Raw genomic sequence first — 16,255 nt, 5'->3', positions numbered from 1 at the left:
AAAGGGCATAAACATGAGTGTTGTAGTGAACAACGTAGAGCTCGCACATCAAAAGTCGAACTCTTTCGTCGACGAGCACGTCGACAAATTCGATGCTTTCACCATGTCTTGGAACGGGGCGGAAGCTTTCCATCTGACTTTTGGCAGGGATACCGTTTCCGTCCAGACCTCCAGAATCGAGACCTACGACGATAAGCCATCTGAAATTAAATCTGGCCGGGTGGAGATCCACCGCCTTGATGTTGCCGGTATTTCAATGCCTATCTCTACGGCGAAAGAGCTGGCTCAGACGCTAATCACCATGATTGAGAGGCTTGAGGGTGCCCGGGATGTCTGACGCGCCTGTCATTAAAGATTCCTCTGGAAATGTGATGCAGGGACATCCATCATGGAAAGGTGAGCCACCTGGCGGCGGAGGAGGATCAGAATTGGAAGCGCGCGTTGCGGCACTCGAAAAAACATCGCAGGACATCCGGGAGAAGCTTGTTCGCGTCGAGACAAAGCTTGAAGCATTAGAGAAGACGACCGCAACTAAGGTTGATATCGCTGATCTCAAGACTTCGATCGCTGACGGATTTACCTCACAGACGAAGTGGTTCATTAGCACCGCTATCGCTTTGGCCGTTATCGCATTCACCGCTGCTAAATTCATACACGCCTGACGGATAATGTCGAAAAAAGGGCCCGCCGCTGAGCGGGCTTTTTTACGCCTGTCAGAAAGGCGCCGCCTCCTCTACCGCTTCAAATTCTTCACGCACCTGAGCGCGGGGATCATCCTCTGACGGAGCCTCCCATTTCAGCGTGACCGAACAGTCCTCATCGTTGAAGACCATCTCGATCCCGTCCACTTCAGCGATCGCGCCCATCACCTCGTCCCACTCCCTCTCGCCGTCAGTCTCCAGCCTATGGATTGTTACCCACATCTGATCTTGGGCGATTGGATGGTTGATCATGCTCGCCACCCTTAGGTTCAGGCGCTCAAGGCCTGACATGGGCTTGCGTTCTTGGGGCTTCTTCTTCTCTGGACGGGCCATCAGCTTCTCCTTGATTACTGTATGCATGTACAGGCTTTGGCGCAGCTTATCCCAACAAACCTCTCACCGTAAGTCTTGATCTTCCCGCGCGCGGAGAGTATTTGGGCCGGCCCTCTGTTAAGTTTTCTAAAATATCTGTTGACGCCCTTTGTTAAGTTATCTAAATTTCACCCATCGAAACGAATCAGCCCCTACCAAGGGCCTCTCGGAGTAGATATCGCTCTTTAAAAACTCAACCACGACAAACCAATTAGCAGACCGCACTGCCTCTACCGGCGACCGGCGTCCGCTCTCGAAGCCATTGAGGGGCCAGAGAAACACAGGCAGAAACCTGTGACGGACGAGGATTACCGACCGCGTGAATGACCCGGCAAGCAGTGCGCACCGCCACCCCGGCGGCAATGGGACAGAACGATTCACTGAAGCGCCTGGGCGACCGGGCGTTTTGGAAACAGAACGGAGGATCACCAGTGGACATCACATTCGAAGCTGAAAGCGTGCACGTCAGCACGAACTATCGGAACAGCTCAGTAGACGTAACCGTCGAGGCAAACGGGCGGCACATCGCGGAGAAGCTGGATCTTGACGACCGGCTTTACGAGATCGACTTCTGCGACATCGTTGAGGAGCTTGGCGCGCACGAGCTGATGCAAGAGATCGGCGAGGAAGAGGTTCGCAAGTGGCTTCTCGCCAACAGCGACCCGGACGACACGCTTGAGCACATCGGCCTGGACAAGATTCACGAATTCCTATCCCACGGCACGCCAGACGGCGACTCGCCGGTCTGAAAATCCACGGAGAACCCCATGCCAACCCTCCCCTCACCCCCACAAGCATGGGGGCTGATGACAGCAATACTTTCGCTGCACGCCCTCGCGCTGGGGCTGATGGTGGCTTGGTCTTGATATGCCGTCGGCATTCGCAAGAGTGCCCATCGGTGGTGTGATTTGGAGTTTGTCTCGGCGGATCAGGGGCGCTCTGCGTGCGGAGTGCGGTCGATCAGGTAGCGCTGCCGAAGTCGACGTAAGTCTTTTGGGTTCGAATCCCTGCCAAGTCACACCACCGATGCAGGACGCCAACACCGCAGCCGCGGGCCACCTTGCATCGAAATCGCCCGACCGAGGGAGCTCTTAAGTCGGGAGGAAATGGTGACGGCCGTGGAACTCGGCGCCGGATGACGTGACCGGTAACGCAAAAGCGGCGTTGAAAGCTGGGTTGAACGCTTCGGCGGCCCTAGAGAAACGCAGGTTCAATAGGCGCCATCTTCGGGTGGTTTGCCCCTCCGAGCGGTCGTCCCGAAAGGGTCCGCTCTATCCGGGTTCGCGTCCGGACTTCTGCACCCCCATTCAACAGGTAGCCACTGCCTTCCCAGTGAGCGAGCAATAGGAGATTCGCATGAACGCCGAACACAGCCTGATGGCGGCTCAGTCGGTATCGGAGCAGTCGCGCCGCTGCTACAGCATCATCGAAGATCACATGACGCAGCCTAGCGTGCTGTATCGGCCTTCGCTCGGCATAGATGGCAATCAGTGGTGCGCGCTGTACGGCGAGGACCTGATGAATGGTGTTGCTGGCTTCGGCGATACGCCTGAGCTGGCGATGATCGACTTCAACAGGAACTGGAGCACCCCGCTGCGCAACTCTCCGCTCGGCATCAAGCTGGCACAGAAAGCCACCGCGTAAGACCCCGCCTACGCCCACCCCTACCGAACATATCGCACTGTCCATCCACCGCTGCCTATCTGGCCGATCGCGTTCTTGGCTTGGGCAGTGCCGTGTGTTTGGTTAATCAGCAAGGAGATCGTCATGCATGACTGCACAGATACCGAGGCGGTCTGCCGGGGCTGCGGCTTGAAGCTGCGCGGCTCGCCATCTTGGAAAGGTGGGCTGGCATATCACCCCGAGCCCGGAGGCATTGTTCATCGCTGCCATTACGGCGGCTGGGTTTGCTCCCGGAGATGTGATGTCCGGGCTTGCGTTGAGCTGGAGGGCACGATGCCGGGTTGCGGGAACATTCGCAGCTATCAGCAGCTTTCGCCCTATGCCAAAGAGAGCATCAACAACCATTGGCCGGAGTTCGCATGAGCGGCTGGATCAAGTGCAGCGATGACCTGCCGCCATTGGATACCCCTGTGTGGCTGCGCATGGCCGACAACATCATGATCGTCGGCGAGCGAGGCTCCAGCACCGACGGCTGGATGTGGGCGGCCTGCTACGGCATCTACTTCAACACCATCGGCGAGTGGGATGCCAACGAAAGCGACGCCAGCGACGAGCATGAGCCAACCCACTGGCAGGCCTTGCCACTTCCCCCGACCGAATAACCCATACGCCGACGGAGGCGACCATGAATGCTTTAGCCAAAGCACAGTTCGAGTATGACAACCGCCTCCCGGTGGAACTCTGCTCGAGCGCGGAACGGATCTGGATCGACGATGCAGCGGAACAGTTGCTGCTCGGCGCCGACGTGAAGTTCAAGCGCGCCCTTCACTCTCCGCAGGGTGTCAGCTACGAACAGTTCGCCGCCGCGGTGGATGAATTCGTTATGGGCCAGCTCTCAGCGTTCGGTATCAGCAACTCAGTGCTGGGCCGACTGGTGCTGGCCGCCAAGCGCCGCGCATCGTCAGACGCCTGCACTGCGGCCGCTGAGGCCCTGAACAGTCCCAACCCTGACGAGGCGCTGCGCCAGATCGCGGTCACGCTGCTGACGCCGCTGGCGAAGGATGCGCTGATTGCTCAGGCCGAGGATGACGCGCTGTGAGCCCGCATGTCCTGATCGGAACACAGCTGGATCAGCTCGAAAGTCTGGACTACCCACCCTTCTACGAAGCCATCGTAGAAAACCAGATCATCAACCTGCTCACCAGCAACCAAATCAACCCGGAAGAATTCGCCTATTACTGTGAGCGCTTCAGGCGCTTGGCTGGGCGTGAAGCGAGGAAAGCAGCATGAACGCCATTCACCAGTTCCAGATCGTAGTCGCCCACCCGCCCGTGCCAGCAAAGCCGGTGCGCCTCAGTCCTCCGCGCCTTGACCAGATGCACGCCGACGCAGCAATCGCAGCGGCCATCGCCCAGCGTGACAAGGCGTGGTCGGAAGCTGTTCGGGTTGCGGGCGGGATGGTGCAGTCATGAGCACTCCACTTTATCCCAGCATCTCCGATGATCAGATCGCCGATATCGAACGCAGTCTGGCAGTGCTCGGCTTTGCTACACCCAGCGTTGAGTTGCCAGAGAGCATGGCAGTCCCGGAGGACCGGGTTCTGATGGTGTTCAAGGGCCTGACCATGCTGGACGCCATGCGCGAGGCTGAGCGGGCGCATATCTCTAACCCTGAAGCGTGGAGCCGCCGGGCTTGCCTGTGTGGCGAATGGACGCTGAGCTATGAGGTGCGGGTATGAGCAGGTTGGATGCAGCTGCAGCCCGCGACTTGGCCAGATCGAAAGACCCGGCGTTTGCCGTAGATACGATCCTGTCCGATATTGCCAAGGCCGCCGAGGCTGGCAAGTACGCATATACCATCCGTGATTACGGTTTCGGGACCAGCACCTACTGTAACGAGAAGGACTATCCCGAACTATGCAAGGTGATCCTCAAAGAGCTTCGGGCCCTGGGCTTTGTTTGCCAGGTTCACGCAGAAGAGCGGCAATTCGTCGATCTCTGGCTTGAGATTCGCTGGGACAAGCCTTCGCCCAAGAATTAACCCCCACCCTATTCAATCGCAGCGCCCCGGCACACGGATGGCGCGGGAGAAAGTCATGTCCGCAGAAAAAGAACTGGCCGTTGTGCCGCCTAAAGAAAAGGCCCTGCAAATCTTTCAAACCCCCAACGGCCTTGACCCCTATCTCCAGATTGTTCGCGACAAGATCGACGCGTTCGTGCCGGACGTGACCACTCGCAAGGGTCGCGAGGCGATCGCCTCTATCGCTTACACGGTAGCGCGCTCCAAGACAGCGCTGGATAACCGGGGCAAGGAACTGGTGGCCGAGCTGAAGGAAATCCCGAAGCTGATCGACGCCGAACGCAAGCGGATGCGCGACACGCTGGACACCTGGCAAGAAGAGGTACGTCGGCCGCTGACCGACTGGCAGGCAGCCGAAGATGCGCGAGTCGATCGGCACAACGACGCCATTGCCAGAATCAAGGACGTGACAACAGAAGGCATGTCCGCCGCACTTATCGGCGCCAAGATCCAGGACTTGGACAGCACCGAAATCGGCACTGATTGGGAAGAGTTCGAAGAAGAGGCTCACCGCGCAAAGGCGTCGTCCCTTACCGCGCTTCGCGCCGCCCTCGCAAAGCAAGAACAGGTCGAGGCCGAACAGGCGGAACTTGCTCGCCATCGAGCGGAAGCAGAAGCGCGTGCCCAGCAGGAACGCGAGGCACAGATCGCTCGCGAAGCTGAGGAGCGAGTGCGGCGAGAGGCGGAAGCATCTGCTCAGGCTGAGCGCGAGGCCACGATACGCCGTGAAGCCGAGGCAAAAGCTGCTGCCGAACGCCGCGAATTGGAGCTAAAGCTTGCGGCGGAGCAGTCCGAGCGCGCTGCTGCCCAGGCTGCGCGGGAAAAGATCGAAGCAGAGCAGCGTGCCGCTCAGCAGAAGATCGACGATGAGCGCCGCCACCAGCAGGCGCTTGAGCAGGCCGAGGCCAACCGCATTGCAGCAGAGCAACGGGCTGAGCAAGAGCGTGTCGCCGCCGAGCAGCGCCAGACCGAAGCAGTCGAGCGCGCCCGTCTGGCCGAGATAGCCCGAGCCAACGCCGCGGCCGATGAAATCATCCGTCAGCAGAACGCGCGGGAGGCTGATCAGGCCCACAAAAAGACCATCAACCGCGCTGCACTGGAAGCTTTCGTCGCCGGCGGCATGACCGAGGAATGCGCAAGACAGGCGGTCACCCTGATCGCTCAGCGCAAGATCCCCGCCGTTTCTATTTCGTACTGAGGAATTCAGCATGTCCCAAGAAATCATCATGCCGCCCGAGCGCGAGCGCCAGGTTTCAACGCAGTCAGTTCAGGAAATCAGCGTCCTCGCGACCATCAGCCGTCTTGCACTTGACCCGAAGTGCGACATGGAAAAGCTGGAGCGCCTCATGGCCCTTCAGGAGCGCATGGAAGCGAAAAGCGCGCTGGAGGCCTTCAACGCCGCCTTTGCTGAAATGCAGTGCGAAATGCCCTCGGTCGAGAAGCGCACCGAGAACACGCACACCAAGAAAATGTACGCCGATCTGGACGACATTAATTACGCAGTACGGCCGGTCATGGCGAAGTTTGGCTTCGGTGTGTCGTTCAAAATCGTGAACCAGGCCAACGGCGTGAGCATCACTGGAATCCTGATGCACAAGTCCGGTCACCGCGAAGAAACGACCATGGTGCTGCCACTGGACACCGGCGCCGGACGCAGCGCCGTGCAGTCGGTCGGCTCGACCACCACCTACGGCAAGCGGTACGTGATGTGCGCCCTGCTCAACATCACCAGCGGGGATGACAACGACAACGATGGAAACGCAAACGCTGCCGAGCAGCTGGTTACTCCCGCTCAGGCACGACAGATTCAGGCCCTCCTGGATAAGTGCAGCGATTCGGTCCACGCCAACTTTGAAAAGATGTACGGCCACCCGGGGCAGCTGGCTAAAGCGGCCTTCGATGGCGTGGTTGCGGGCCTGAACAACTCAATTTCGAGAGCGGCCAAGGCTGCTCAGCCGGTGGGGTAACCAACCATGCAAATCATCACGAACGTGGAGCAAGGCACCCAGGAATGGCTGAATCTGCGCCTGGGCATTGCAACCGCATCAGAGTTCGAATGCCTGATGGTCAACGGCAAGGGCGAAGGCGGGTTTGGCGTTGGAGCCTTTACCTACATGGATACGCTCATTGGCGAGCGCATTACCGGTGAAGCTGCTGACCCTTTCGGCGGCAACCGACACACCGAGCGAGGCCACGAACTGGAGTCGGTAGCGCGGGATCTCTACCGCAAGCAGTGCGAACTTGAAACCAGCGATTGCGGAATCATCCTCAACCACAACGCCGGTTACTCACCAGACTCTCTGGTGGGCGCCGATGGCTTGGCCGAGGTGAAAACCAAACTTCCGAAATTCCAGGTCAGCGTCATTCTGCAGGATGAGGTCCCCAAGGATCACGTCGCGCAGTGTCAGGGCGGGCTGTGGCTTGCCGAGCGCGAGTGGATCGACTTTGTCAGCTTCTGGCCGGGAATGCCGCTCTTCATCAAGCGTATGTATCGGGACGAGGCTTACATCCGGAAACTTGCGCAAAAGCTGAAGGACTTCTACGAAATTCTCGAAGAGCGCGAGCGTCGCGTACTGGGGATTGCCGCATGATCAGCCTCGAATTGAGCATGGTCCAGAAGAACCAGGCCGAGTCAGCGCGCCTCGCCGCGGCGATGGATGAGTTCATCAGTACCGGTGGACAGGTTTCACACGTTGCAACTCCGCCTCCGGCGCCACGGCCCTACGGTCACCGCACGGCACCGGCGCCGTTCGCCTCACCGGATCGAAAGCCGCTGCCGCCTCGGCGCAGCAAGAAGGAGACGATGCAGCGCCTGCGCATTGCCCCGGATATCGAAGAGGCGCAGGCCAAGGCGCAGACACCGAAAGCGCCACCGGCGCAACTCGATCGAGTACGTGAGCTGGCGAAGACGATGTCACAGGGCGACGTCGCCGAGGTAACCGGCATCCACCGCAAGCAGCTCTACAACATGGCCCACGCCTACGGCTTCGAGTTCCAGCCGGCGGCAATTGGCGGGGCTGCGAACCTCCCTAAGAACCAAAAGGACTTGGCGAGGGATGCCAAGAATGTCGAGCGCATCAAGGCGTTCAAGGAAGTTGGGCTGAACCGTGCGCAGACCGCTCGACGCATGGACATCAGCACCTGCTATCTGCGCCGCCTCATCCTGGACTATGCCATCGACTTTCCGGTGACCAAGTGAAGCGAAACGCATCCCAGCGCCGCAAGCGGGCGGCGCAACACCACCTGCCACCGAGTGGTATCGAACATGCACTTACCGGAAACCAGTTACCAATTGACCATGACCGACGCGGTGCTGGCTATGCTTCTGGCCTACCGCATCCACGGCACGGATGCAGCGATCAAGGCCACTGCTCACCGTGTGCGAGACAAGGTCCGAATCGCCTGCCGTCCTACGATCAACAACGTTATCCGCTGCCGCTCTCAGACTGAATGGGCGAGAAATCTTTGCGAGGATGAGACCCCATGGCGATGACCCAACAGCAGCGCGACGAGAAGGCAGCGCTGAAGCGCAAGGCGGCTGGCGAGGAAGAACTGAGGCTGCGAGTCAGGCCGGGCACCAAGCAAGCCCCGCTGAGCTGATGGCCTGGGCAGAGATCGAGGAGCAAGGCGAAGCGCTGACGGTGATGATTCACCGGCTTCACGAATTAGGGCCTGATCGGGCCCGGCCATTGCTGCTCGTACCGCGCCACGAATACCAGCCATCCAGAAACGTGGCGCGACTTTTCGCTGAGAAAAGCATGCTGATGATCGGCAAAGACCCGGGCGACGAGATCATCAGCCCGGTCATGCAGGCGTAACACCCCGCCTTCGATGTAACGCACGCATAACTAAATCCCACCACCAGCCACCGAACCTTCGGAGGCCACCACCTGCACGGGAGAGGAAGCCACAATGCAAATCGACTACGGCTCAGTCTGCTCGGGGATCGAGGCGGCTTCTGCTGCCTGGGAGCCTCTCGGCATGACGCCGGCCTGGTTCGCCGAGATCGAACCCTTCCCGTCAGCCGTGCTGGCCCATCATTACCCGCAAGTGCAGAACCACGGCGACATGACAAAGCTCGGGGCCCTGGTGCTGGCCGGCAAGATCACGGCTCCGGAGGTGCTCATCGGCGGCACACCCTGCCAAGCGTTCAGCGTGGCCGGTATGCGCCAAGGCATGCTGGACCCTCGCGGCGCCCTAACCATCAAATATGTGGAGCTTGCAGATGCAGTTGACCATGTTCGAACAGCCCGCGGCGATGACGAGTGTGTCGTCGTCTGGGAAAACGTCCCCGGAGTCCTTTCCGACAAGCAAAACGCCTTCGGATGCTTTCTTGGTGCGCTTGCTGGGGAAGACTGCGAATTGCAGCCTTCAGGGAAGCGGTGGACAGACGCTGGTTGTGTGTATGGACCCAAAAGAACAGTCGCGTGGCGGATCCTGGACGCCCAATATTTCGGCCTGGCCCAACGACGGCGCCGTGTGTTCGTTGTCGCAAGTGCTCGAAGAGGGTTCGATCCCGTCGCGGTACTTTTTGAGCGCGAAGGCGTGCGCCGGGATACTGCGCCGCGCCGAGGCGAGGGGCAAGACGTTACCGGAACAGCTCCATTCGGCCCTGCGCTGCAGTGCGGATGCGGACACGTCTTCCCCGAGGAACTTGGTCACTACGGCTGCATGAACTGTGAGGGTGACGAAGGTCCGGCGGTGACTATGTTCGGCGGCATACCTGCATTCGGCGGGCACACCCTGGGCGGGTCAGTCGAAAGGTCGGCAACGCTGACCGCGAAAGACACCCGGCTGGACATGGAGAGCGAAACATTCTTCGTTGCGCCGACACTCACAGGCGGCGGGCGCAAGTCTGGCGGCTACTCGCTGGATGATATACCGATCACGGCCCCTGCCCTGCGAGCTCAAAGCCAAAGCAGTCACAGGGCAGATTCCGAAGCCTTTATCGTCACAGGAACACTCCAGGCAAATGGGAAGGCGGCCGGTAGCGCGACACAGCAGGACGCTGAATCGGGCTTGCTGGTTGTGCACGGTACTCAGGATCCGTGCATCTCTGACAAGGCGTTTGCCCTGGGAAGGAACAGCGGCCAAGAGAACGCCATCCTCGCCTTCAGCTGCAAAGACCATGGCGCCGACGCCGGATCGCTCTCGCCCACCCTCCGCGCGATGAATCACAGCAGCAGCCACGCAAACGCCGGCGGCCAGGTCGCCGTCTGCATCACCGGAGAAATCACCCACACGCTGAAGGCCGAGGGATTCGATGGCAGCGAGGATGGCACAGGACGCGGGCAGCCGATTGTCGCAGCCTTCGCCGAAAACTCCCGGGCAGAGCTCCGCTACGAAGACGGCGACGGCGGGATAACCGGCTCGCTCAGTGGCGGGGGCGGCAAGGCAGGACAGGGAATGCCGGCCGCACAAGTCGGTGCCTCAGTCAGACGCCTCACGCCCGTGGAGTGCGAGCGCCTTCAGGGCTTCCCCGACGGCTACACCCTGATCCCCTGGCGCGGCAAGCCCGCCGACGACTGCCCAGACGGTCCGCGCTACAAGGCCATCGGCAACAGTAAAGCCGTCCCCGTCGTGCGCTGGCTTGGAATGCGCCTACTCGATCAACTTTGAACCCCGCTGCGACCACCTGCAGAGAAACCGACATGCCCGAACCCATCGAAACAATCCCGCGCGTCTCGGCCACGGTATTTTCCCCGGCCTGGACGGCAATCACCGCATCAGCCTTCACTGGTTCCATCAGATTCATCTGACACCCGCTGAAGCGCTATCCGTAGCCAGAGAAATCAACCAATACGCCATCGACGCCATGCGGGCTGACGGTGAGCGGGAGGAAGTGAGCCATGAATAAGGAATGCGCAATCTGCTTATCTCTGGGAGACATCTGTTTGACCTGCGAGGAAGCGGAGTTCGCCGTTTGGGCCGACCGGCACTTCGCGTCAGCTGATTACCGGCAAACGACAGCGGGCGTTTACGTCCAAGACTGGATGCGCCATTCGTTCTCGGCATGGCAAGCGCGCGGCACCTACGTCGCCCGCCTCCAGGCTGAGGTGTCAGCCCTACAGCAGCGACTGAACATCGCTGATCAGCGGGTGTGCGACCAGCACGCCAAACTGACCAAGGCGCAGAGTTTGAGCCCGGTCAACTGGACAGACCGGCAAGTTCTCGACTTTCTCGGCGTAGCGTTGCGAAACGTTGACCTGGTCGGCGAGGTTCGGCTGAGCGAGATCAGGAAGGGCTTCCAGTTCATGCAGGAGCGCCAGTCCGCCACCCCCATCGCCCACAACGTCGACGAGAGCTGCGGGAAAGATGCAGAAGCGGCGAAGGGTGGTGCGTGATGAAAGCGATCATCTGGAAGCTGAAGGCATACCGCTACATGCAGCGCCGGCTTGGCTGGGCGCGCTGGGACATGGTTTGCTCGCTGCACGAGACGTTCGAGGCGTGGGGGCCGGAAGCGGCTGTCGAAGAAGATTTGAGCTATTGGGGATGAAACCATGACCAACAAAACCGAACTGCTGCCGTGCCCGTTTTGCGGCACGCAGCCACCGCTGCCGGACGGCGACGGCACTCAATACGAAATATCGTGCGAAGAGTGCGGAGGCGCAGTTGCGTCAGTCCAAATCTGCGATCTGATGACCCTTGAAGAGCGAGCGTCGGATTCGTTCAAGGACTATCGCTACGGTGAAGAGTTTGTTGAGCGCGCCAAACTTGAGGCAATCGACAAATGGAACACCCGCGCCGCCCCTGCCGAGGATGTCCGCGCAGTGGTGGAGGAGCCGGTGGGCTATGCGCTCGACAGTATGCTTAAGCGAATAAAAGACAATCCTTCATTTGGGCATATGATCTTCGGTTCTCCGAACGGTGCCTATGACGTCCCGCTCTACCGCCACCCGCAGCGCCCGGTCGTTTTGCCGGAACGCAAACACCTCGGTGATCCGACACCGTTGTCTTTAGTTGAGGGCTGGAACGCCTGCCTTGATGCGGTCGAGGAGCTGAACAAATGACCTCCCGAGACAAATTCGAACAGGCCTACGCCGAGGACCACAACTGCACGCTGGACTGGTGCCAGCAGCAGCGCCTGAGCAATGGCAGCTATGACGATCGGTTCATGGCCCGAGCCTGGCACTGGTGGCAGCGCGGCAAGGAGGCGGCATGAGGCTCATTTACTGGATCAACCGAAAGCTGCCGTTCTCGTTTCTGCCGATCGCACGGATACGCATCGGGCGGGAGACAGCAACCTTGCGCAAGGACGGCTGGGTAATCATATCTGACGGCAAGGGCACCGATGCCCTGCCTATCACCTTCTGTGCCCCCGCCGTCATCGAAGCATTCAACGCCGAATTAGCCTAACCCCTTCCCCATCTATCCACATGCCTGCCGGTGTACGGCGGGCGGGAGATCAACTGTGCTCGAAAAAGAAGACGACATCCAGTTTGAGAAAGACAAAGAACTCCAAATGCTTGCTGCGCGAGCTGCGGGAATCGAAATCGAGCCGTGCACATGCAGCAATCGTGACTGGCCTTTCCGGGTGAAGGGCGGCATCAGCACTCGCGGGCACTGGAACCCGCTGATCAGCGACGGTGATGCGTTCAAGATCGCGGCAAAGCTGAAGATGGAGGTTCGCTTCCTGAATGGTGCTGCTTACGCAGAGCCCTTGGATGGGTGTGATGGTTGGATCTGGGAACACGGCGAAGACGTTCGTCAGGCTGCACGCCGAGCCATCTGTAGAGCCGCAGCTCTGATGGCTTCACCGCTCAACCCCGCATAGACCCCGGACGGAGGTAGCCCATGGGCGCACACAAAATCCAGCCCCGCTTCATTCGTGCGGGTGAGGCTCCAGCCTACCTGAGCATGAACCTCGCGCTGTTCAACCAGATCGTGCGGCCCTTCGTGAATGAATTCCCCATCGGTGAGCGCGGTGTCGGCTTTGACCGGCAGGAGCTCGACGACTGGGCCTCCTCCTACGTGGCGGCCAAGGCAATTGATAAAAAAGGCGCAGGGGCGCAACAATTGCCCCGCAGCGAGCGCCAGAAAGGAGATACACGATGGCGCGAAAAACGATCACCGGGCTCTCCCAAAGGAACGGGCTCTGGCATATCGACAAGAAAATCAACGGCGAGCGACTTTACGAATCTACTGGCACAGCTGACCGACAAGAAGCAGAGCGCTACCTGATCCACCGGCTTGAGCAGATCAGGCAGCAGAAGGTTTACGGGGTGCGTCAGGTGAAGACCTGGCGCGATGCTGCGATGAAGTTTCTGCTGGAGATTAAGGATCAACCGTCCTTCAAGCTGTCCGCTCACCACCTTTCGCAACTTGATCCGTTCATTGGCGATATGCCGCTGACCCACATTGACGATCAGGCTCTTGAGCCATTCATCAAGGACAGGTTGGCGACGAAGAAGCTGGCTGACGGCAAGATGAAAAAAGGCGTAAGCAACAGGACTGTGAACATCTCGATTGAGCGGGTGGTTCGGGTTTTGTCGTTATGTGCCAGGAAGTGGCGAGACGATGAGCGAAGGCCGTGGCTGGACAGCGTGCCGATGCTCACAAAGCTTGAAGAGAAGAAGTCGAGCCGCAAACCCTACCCGATGTCATGGGAGGAGCAGTCGATTCTTTTCGGGGAATTGCCGGCGCACCTGCAGACGATGGCTTTGTTCAAAGTGAACACAGGCTGTCGCGAGCAGGAGGTATGCAAATTGCGGTGGGATTGGGAGATTTCGGTACCGGAGCTTGAAACGAGCGTGTTTCTGATCCCGGCTGACTTTGGCGGCCGGCACGCGCGGTCAGGCGTGAAGAACGGCGATGAGCGATTGGTGGTGCTCAACAGTGTGGCAAGGTCGATCATCGAGAAGCAGCGCGGCGTGAACAAGGACTGGGTGTTCCCTTTCAACGACACGGCAATGCATCGAATGAATGACACAGCCTGGAAGAAGGCTCGGATCCGCGCGGCGAAACTCTGGCAGGAGAAAAACCTTCGCCCCGCGCATCCAGGTTACCTGTCGATCAGGATTCACGACTTGAAGCATACCTTCGGTCGTCGCCTGCGCGCGGCCGGTGTCACCGAGGAAGATCGGAAGGCCCTGCTCGGGCACAAGAACGGCAGCATCACCAGTCACTACTCAGGCGCCGAGCTTGGACATTTGATTGAAGCTGCGAACATGGTCTCAGCAACCGACTCACGCGGGCCGGTGCTGACTATTTTGAAGAGGAGGCAGGCATGAAAAATCGACAAGTCACGCAAAAGTCACGCGCATGAAAAAGGCCAATGCTGAGAACATTGGCCTAAGTCATTGAAAAATATGGTCGGGACGGAGTGATTCGAACACTCGACCCCTAGCACCCCATGCTAGTGCGCTACCGGACTGCGCTACGCCCCGACTAGGCGTTACTCTGTGCTGCTTCTTCGTTGCTGGTCTTGCGAGAACGTCGAGGAATATACCCTAAGCTTTTGAATGATGGAAGTATTTCGGCTTACCACGTGAAGTCATTTACGCAGCACGACCAGCACGTCTTCCAGCTCGACAATCATCTGTTTGATCAGCTGCTTGTACTGCAGCGAATCATCCTTGACCTCATCGCTGGACATGCGCAAACGCGCGCCGCCAATGGTGAAGCCCTGATCGTAAAGCAGCGCGCGGATCTGGCGGATCATCAGCACGTCCTGTCGCTGATAATACCGGCGGTTTCCGCGGCGCTTGACCGGGTTGAGTTGAGGAAACTCCTGCTCCCAATAACGCAGAACGTGCGGTTTGACCGCGCAGAGCTCGCTGACTTCACCAATGGTGAAGTAGCGTTTGCCGGGGATAGGCGGTAGCTCGTCGTTATGACTTGGTTCCAGCATAAGCCTCAACTCGGGCCTTCAGTTTCTGCCCTGGGCGAAAGGTGACCACACGGCGAGCGGTAATCGGGATTTCTTCCCCTGTCTTGGGATTTCGACCCGGTCGCTGGCGTTTATCGCGCAGATCAAAATTGCCGAATCCGGACAATTTGACCTGCTCGTTATCTTCCAGAGCGTGCCTGATTTCCTCAAAGAACAGCTCGACCAGTTCCTTGGCTTCTCGTTTGTTCAGGCCTAGCTCTTCGTACAGACGTTCGGCCATCTCAGCTTTCGTCAGAGCCCCCATACGCTACATCCTTAACGTGGCGTTTAACCTTGCCTCTAGCGAGGTGAGAATTTGCTGCGTCGAAGCGTTTACCTCATCGTCGGTAAGAGTGCGCGATGGATGTTGCCAGGTCAAGCCGACTGCAAGGCTTTTTCTAAGCGGATCAATGCCTTTACCCTGGTAAACATCAAACAGCCTGAGGTCTGTGAGCCATTCCCCTGCATTCTCACGAATAACGTCCAGCACGGCGGTCGCGGAAACATCACGATCAGCCAGCAGCGCCAGGTCGCGACGCACTTCCGGGAAGCGTGAAAGCTCATGGAATTTCGGCAGGCGACCGGTCGCCACTTCAGCCAGAACCAGCTCGAAGACGAACACGGGACGATCAAGGCCCAGGGTCTTCGACAGTTCCGGGTGCAGTGCGCCGATGTAGCCCACTTCTCGCCCGTCACGCTCGATACGTGCGGTCTGACCCGGGTGCAACGCGGGGTGGCTTCCGGGTACGAAACGGAAATCATCTTGCGCACCGGCAAAGCCCAGCACGGCTTCAACGTCAGCCTTGACGTCGAAGAAGTCGACGACATCGCGGCCTTGCGCCCAGCCTTCCGGCAGACGGCTGCCACAGATCACGCCGGCCAGCATCGGCTCTTGCTTCAAGCCTTCCAGTTGACCGACAAAACGCAGCCCGCTCTCGAACAGGCGCACGCGGTCCTGCTGGCGATTGAGGTTGTGCTGCAGCGACTTCACCAGACCCGGCCACAGGGACGAGCGCATTGCCGACATGTCAGCCGAGATCGGATTGGCCAGCAGCAGCGGCTCAACACCCGGGCTGAACAGCTCGAACCATTTCTGATCGATGAAGCTGTAGGTAATTGCTTCCTGATAACCGCGAGCCACCAGCAGACGACGCAACGCTGGCAGATCACTCCGAGCCTCGGCACGCGGTTGCGGTGCCAGACGCGCCTGCGGGTAACGAACCGGCAGACGGTTGTAACCATGGAGGCGGGCCAGCTCTTCAATCAGATCGACTTCGAGGGTGATATCGAAGCGGTGGCTCGGCACTTCGACGCGCCACTGCTCGCTGGCGTGAGGCGTGACGGTGAGGCCGAGCGCCGTCAGCAGGCGCTCGATTTCAGCTGCGTCCATCTTCATGCCCAGCATCTGCTCGATACGCTCGGCACGCAGAATGATCGGCTCAACCGAAGGCAGGTGCTGATCGCTGACGGTTTCGATGACCGGACCGGCTTCACCGCCCGTGATCTCCAGAAGCAGGCCAGTGGCACGCTCCATGGCTTCGCGAGCGAGCTGCCAGTCAACGCCGCGCTCATAGCGATGGGACGCGTCGGTGTGCAGGCCATAGGACCGTGC

The 16,255-nt window shown here is 59.4% G+C and carries 28 protein-coding genes, 1 tRNA gene and 1 pseudogene; 25 read left to right on the top strand and 5 right to left on the bottom strand.

Annotated elements, in window-relative coordinates; translation table 11 throughout:
- Positions 1–13 precede the first annotated feature (13 nt).
- The gene (locus QMX88_RS21640) at positions 14–337 is read left to right on the top strand and encodes a hypothetical protein (protein ID WP_282372275.1); all 324 of its coding nucleotides are present in this window, start codon (positions 14–16) and stop codon (positions 335–337) included.
- Positions 330–662: a hypothetical protein gene (locus QMX88_RS21635; protein ID WP_282372274.1), complete on the top strand. Its 333-nt coding sequence runs from the start codon at positions 330–332 to the stop codon at positions 660–662. The genes QMX88_RS21640 and QMX88_RS21635 overlap by 8 nt, the downstream gene beginning before the upstream one ends.
- Before the next feature lie 51 nt (positions 663–713).
- On the opposite strand, the gene QMX88_RS21630 is transcribed toward QMX88_RS21635, so the two are convergent.
- Positions 714–1,034: a DUF1654 domain-containing protein gene (locus QMX88_RS21630; RefSeq protein WP_282372272.1), complete on the bottom strand. Its 321-nt coding sequence runs from the start codon at positions 1,032–1,034 to the stop codon at positions 714–716.
- Between the two features lie 362 nt (positions 1,035–1,396).
- Between QMX88_RS21630 and QMX88_RS21625 the strand changes: the two genes are divergently transcribed.
- The 23 genes and pseudogenes from QMX88_RS21625 to QMX88_RS21520 all read left to right on the top strand — a co-directional run bounded on the left by QMX88_RS21625 (position 1,397) and on the right by QMX88_RS21520 (position 14,005).
- A complete protein-coding gene (locus QMX88_RS21625; protein ID WP_282372270.1) occupies positions 1,397–1,822 on the top strand; it encodes a hypothetical protein in 426 nt (141 codons plus the stop codon).
- Between the two features lie 607 nt (positions 1,823–2,429).
- Positions 2,430–2,717: a hypothetical protein gene (locus tag QMX88_RS21620; RefSeq protein WP_282372269.1), complete on the top strand. Its 288-nt coding sequence runs from the start codon at positions 2,430–2,432 to the stop codon at positions 2,715–2,717.
- Between the two features lie 398 nt (positions 2,718–3,115).
- A complete protein-coding gene (locus QMX88_RS21615; protein WP_282372267.1) occupies positions 3,116–3,358 on the top strand; it encodes a DUF551 domain-containing protein in 243 nt (80 codons plus the stop codon).
- A gap of 23 nt (positions 3,359–3,381) precedes the next feature.
- Positions 3,382–3,795, top strand: a complete 414-nt coding sequence (locus QMX88_RS21610; RefSeq protein ID WP_282372266.1) for a hypothetical protein — start codon at positions 3,382–3,384, stop codon at positions 3,793–3,795.
- Positions 3,792–3,986, top strand: a complete 195-nt coding sequence (locus QMX88_RS21605) for a hypothetical protein (protein WP_282372265.1) — start codon at positions 3,792–3,794, stop codon at positions 3,984–3,986. Before QMX88_RS21610 ends, QMX88_RS21605 begins: the two co-directional genes overlap by 4 nt.
- Positions 3,983–4,168 carry a hypothetical protein gene (locus QMX88_RS21600; RefSeq protein ID WP_282372264.1) on the top strand — a complete coding sequence of 62 codons (186 nt, stop codon included), beginning with the start codon at positions 3,983–3,985 and terminating at the stop codon, positions 4,166–4,168. Before QMX88_RS21605 ends, QMX88_RS21600 begins: the two co-directional genes overlap by 4 nt.
- Positions 4,165–4,434 carry a hypothetical protein gene (locus QMX88_RS21595; RefSeq protein WP_282372262.1) on the top strand — a complete coding sequence of 90 codons (270 nt, stop codon included), beginning with the start codon at positions 4,165–4,167 and terminating at the stop codon, positions 4,432–4,434. Before QMX88_RS21600 ends, QMX88_RS21595 begins: the two co-directional genes overlap by 4 nt.
- Entirely contained in the window at positions 4,431–4,736 is a 306-nt protein-coding gene (locus QMX88_RS21590) for a hypothetical protein (protein ID WP_282372261.1), read from the top strand. Before QMX88_RS21595 ends, QMX88_RS21590 begins: the two co-directional genes overlap by 4 nt.
- 55 nt (positions 4,737–4,791) lie before the next feature.
- On the top strand, positions 4,792–5,973 hold the full coding sequence (locus QMX88_RS21585) for a hypothetical protein (protein WP_282372304.1): 1,182 nt from the start codon (positions 4,792–4,794) through the stop codon (positions 5,971–5,973).
- A 10-nt stretch (positions 5,974–5,983) separates the two neighbouring features.
- Positions 5,984–6,742, top strand: coding sequence for an ERF family protein (locus QMX88_RS21580; protein ID WP_282372260.1), 759 nt, complete (start codon positions 5,984–5,986; stop codon positions 6,740–6,742).
- Between the two features lie 6 nt (positions 6,743–6,748).
- Positions 6,749–7,366, top strand: a complete 618-nt coding sequence (locus QMX88_RS21575) for a lambda exonuclease family protein (RefSeq protein ID WP_282372259.1) — start codon at positions 6,749–6,751, stop codon at positions 7,364–7,366.
- Entirely contained in the window at positions 7,363–7,974 is a 612-nt protein-coding gene (locus QMX88_RS21570; RefSeq protein WP_282372257.1) for a hypothetical protein, read from the top strand. Before QMX88_RS21575 ends, QMX88_RS21570 begins: the two co-directional genes overlap by 4 nt.
- 66 nt (positions 7,975–8,040) lie before the next feature.
- Entirely contained in the window at positions 8,041–8,268 is a 228-nt protein-coding gene (locus QMX88_RS29840; RefSeq protein ID WP_442969484.1) for a DUF7740 domain-containing protein, read from the top strand.
- Positions 8,259–8,593, top strand: a pseudogene (locus QMX88_RS21565) (hypothetical protein). Before QMX88_RS29840 ends, QMX88_RS21565 begins: the two are co-directional and overlap by 10 nt.
- Before the next feature lie 94 nt (positions 8,594–8,687).
- Complete coding sequence (locus tag QMX88_RS21560) at positions 8,688–10,394, top strand: DNA cytosine methyltransferase (RefSeq protein ID WP_282372255.1); 1,707 nt, start codon at positions 8,688–8,690, stop codon at positions 10,392–10,394.
- Positions 10,395–10,624: 230 nt separating this feature from the next.
- Positions 10,625–11,119 (top strand): hypothetical protein, encoded by a 495-nt coding sequence (locus tag QMX88_RS21555; RefSeq protein WP_282372254.1) that lies wholly within the window; start codon positions 10,625–10,627, stop codon positions 11,117–11,119.
- A complete protein-coding gene (locus tag QMX88_RS21550) occupies positions 11,119–11,271 on the top strand; it encodes a hypothetical protein (protein WP_282372252.1) in 153 nt (50 codons plus the stop codon). Before QMX88_RS21555 ends, QMX88_RS21550 begins: the two co-directional genes overlap by 1 nt.
- 4 nt (positions 11,272–11,275) lie before the next feature.
- Positions 11,276–11,785, top strand: a complete 510-nt coding sequence (locus QMX88_RS21545; protein ID WP_282372251.1) for a Lar family restriction alleviation protein — start codon at positions 11,276–11,278, stop codon at positions 11,783–11,785.
- Positions 11,782–11,937, top strand: a complete 156-nt coding sequence (locus QMX88_RS21540) for a hypothetical protein (RefSeq protein ID WP_282372250.1) — start codon at positions 11,782–11,784, stop codon at positions 11,935–11,937. Before QMX88_RS21545 ends, QMX88_RS21540 begins: the two co-directional genes overlap by 4 nt.
- Positions 11,934–12,131, top strand: coding sequence for a hypothetical protein (locus QMX88_RS21535; protein ID WP_282372248.1), 198 nt, complete (start codon positions 11,934–11,936; stop codon positions 12,129–12,131). The genes QMX88_RS21540 and QMX88_RS21535 overlap by 4 nt, the downstream gene beginning before the upstream one ends.
- Positions 12,132–12,186: 55 nt before the next feature.
- Positions 12,187–12,549, top strand: a complete 363-nt coding sequence (locus QMX88_RS21530) for a hypothetical protein (RefSeq protein ID WP_282372245.1) — start codon at positions 12,187–12,189, stop codon at positions 12,547–12,549.
- 20 nt (positions 12,550–12,569) lie between these two features.
- Positions 12,570–12,956: a hypothetical protein gene (locus QMX88_RS21525; protein ID WP_265386128.1), complete on the top strand. Its 387-nt coding sequence runs from the start codon at positions 12,570–12,572 to the stop codon at positions 12,954–12,956.
- Positions 12,842–14,005 carry a tyrosine-type recombinase/integrase gene (locus tag QMX88_RS21520; protein WP_282372303.1) on the top strand — a complete coding sequence of 388 codons (1,164 nt, stop codon included), beginning with the start codon at positions 12,842–12,844 and terminating at the stop codon, positions 14,003–14,005. The genes QMX88_RS21525 and QMX88_RS21520 overlap by 115 nt, the downstream gene beginning before the upstream one ends.
- A gap of 79 nt (positions 14,006–14,084) precedes the next feature.
- Here the strand turns inward: QMX88_RS21520 and QMX88_RS21515 are convergent.
- The 4 genes from QMX88_RS21515 to QMX88_RS21500 form a co-directional block, all read right to left on the bottom strand.
- Positions 14,085–14,161: transfer RNA gene (locus QMX88_RS21515), tRNA-Pro, on the bottom strand.
- Between the two features lie 107 nt (positions 14,162–14,268).
- On the bottom strand, positions 14,269–14,625 hold the full coding sequence (locus QMX88_RS21510) for a MerR family transcriptional regulator (RefSeq protein ID WP_074887387.1): 357 nt from the start codon (positions 14,623–14,625) through the stop codon (positions 14,269–14,271).
- Positions 14,606–14,908, bottom strand: coding sequence for an integration host factor subunit alpha (ihfA, locus tag QMX88_RS21505; protein WP_002553164.1), 303 nt, complete (start codon positions 14,906–14,908; stop codon positions 14,606–14,608). The genes QMX88_RS21510 and ihfA overlap by 20 nt, the downstream gene beginning before the upstream one ends.
- A gap of 3 nt (positions 14,909–14,911) precedes the next feature.
- A partial coding sequence (locus tag QMX88_RS21500) for a phenylalanine--tRNA ligase subunit beta (RefSeq protein ID WP_282372242.1) occupies positions 14,912–16,255 on the bottom strand: 1,344 nt, incomplete at its 5' end.

This window comes from Pseudomonas sp. PS02290 (assembly GCF_029960075.1).
In the GTDB taxonomy this organism is placed as follows: Bacteria; Pseudomonadota; Gammaproteobacteria; order Pseudomonadales; family Pseudomonadaceae; genus Aquipseudomonas.
The sequence above is the reverse complement of the archived record's forward strand: the minus strand, read 5'-3'. Positions and strand labels throughout refer to the sequence as shown.

Excerpts from the sequence above, each read along its gene's own strand:
- QMX88_RS21640 (WP_282372275.1), top strand. The coding sequence starts at position 14 with ATGAGTGTTGTAGTGAACAACGTAGAGCTCGCACATCAAAAGTCGAAC.
- QMX88_RS21635 (WP_282372274.1), top strand. The coding sequence starts at position 330 with ATGTCTGACGCGCCTGTCATTAAAGATTCCTCTGGAAATGTGATGCAG.
- QMX88_RS21630 (WP_282372272.1), bottom strand. The coding sequence starts at position 1,034 with ATGGCCCGTCCAGAGAAGAAGAAGCCCCAAGAACGCAAGCCCATGTCA.
- QMX88_RS21625 (WP_282372270.1), top strand. The coding sequence starts at position 1,397 with ATGACCCGGCAAGCAGTGCGCACCGCCACCCCGGCGGCAATGGGACAG.
- QMX88_RS21620 (WP_282372269.1), top strand. The coding sequence starts at position 2,430 with ATGAACGCCGAACACAGCCTGATGGCGGCTCAGTCGGTATCGGAGCAG.
- QMX88_RS21615 (WP_282372267.1), top strand. The coding sequence starts at position 3,116 with ATGAGCGGCTGGATCAAGTGCAGCGATGACCTGCCGCCATTGGATACC.
- QMX88_RS21610 (WP_282372266.1), top strand. The coding sequence starts at position 3,382 with ATGAATGCTTTAGCCAAAGCACAGTTCGAGTATGACAACCGCCTCCCG.
- QMX88_RS21600 (WP_282372264.1), top strand. The coding sequence starts at position 3,983 with ATGAACGCCATTCACCAGTTCCAGATCGTAGTCGCCCACCCGCCCGTG.
- QMX88_RS21595 (WP_282372262.1), top strand. The coding sequence starts at position 4,165 with ATGAGCACTCCACTTTATCCCAGCATCTCCGATGATCAGATCGCCGAT.
- QMX88_RS21590 (WP_282372261.1), top strand. The coding sequence starts at position 4,431 with ATGAGCAGGTTGGATGCAGCTGCAGCCCGCGACTTGGCCAGATCGAAA.
- QMX88_RS21585 (WP_282372304.1), top strand. The coding sequence starts at position 4,792 with ATGTCCGCAGAAAAAGAACTGGCCGTTGTGCCGCCTAAAGAAAAGGCC.
- QMX88_RS21580 (WP_282372260.1), top strand. The coding sequence starts at position 5,984 with ATGTCCCAAGAAATCATCATGCCGCCCGAGCGCGAGCGCCAGGTTTCA.
- QMX88_RS21575 (WP_282372259.1), top strand. The coding sequence starts at position 6,749 with ATGCAAATCATCACGAACGTGGAGCAAGGCACCCAGGAATGGCTGAAT.
- QMX88_RS21570 (WP_282372257.1), top strand. The coding sequence starts at position 7,363 with ATGATCAGCCTCGAATTGAGCATGGTCCAGAAGAACCAGGCCGAGTCA.
- QMX88_RS29840 (WP_442969484.1), top strand. The coding sequence starts at position 8,041 with ATGCACTTACCGGAAACCAGTTACCAATTGACCATGACCGACGCGGTG.
- QMX88_RS21560 (WP_282372255.1), top strand. The coding sequence starts at position 8,688 with ATGCAAATCGACTACGGCTCAGTCTGCTCGGGGATCGAGGCGGCTTCT.
- QMX88_RS21555 (WP_282372254.1), top strand. The coding sequence starts at position 10,625 with ATGAATAAGGAATGCGCAATCTGCTTATCTCTGGGAGACATCTGTTTG.
- QMX88_RS21550 (WP_282372252.1), top strand. The coding sequence starts at position 11,119 with ATGAAAGCGATCATCTGGAAGCTGAAGGCATACCGCTACATGCAGCGC.
- QMX88_RS21545 (WP_282372251.1), top strand. The coding sequence starts at position 11,276 with ATGACCAACAAAACCGAACTGCTGCCGTGCCCGTTTTGCGGCACGCAG.
- QMX88_RS21540 (WP_282372250.1), top strand. The coding sequence starts at position 11,782 with ATGACCTCCCGAGACAAATTCGAACAGGCCTACGCCGAGGACCACAAC.
- QMX88_RS21535 (WP_282372248.1), top strand. The coding sequence starts at position 11,934 with ATGAGGCTCATTTACTGGATCAACCGAAAGCTGCCGTTCTCGTTTCTG.
- QMX88_RS21525 (WP_265386128.1), top strand. The coding sequence starts at position 12,570 with ATGGGCGCACACAAAATCCAGCCCCGCTTCATTCGTGCGGGTGAGGCT.
- QMX88_RS21510 (WP_074887387.1), bottom strand. The coding sequence starts at position 14,625 with ATGCTGGAACCAAGTCATAACGACGAGCTACCGCCTATCCCCGGCAAA.
- ihfA (WP_002553164.1), bottom strand. The coding sequence starts at position 14,908 with ATGGGGGCTCTGACGAAAGCTGAGATGGCCGAACGTCTGTACGAAGAG.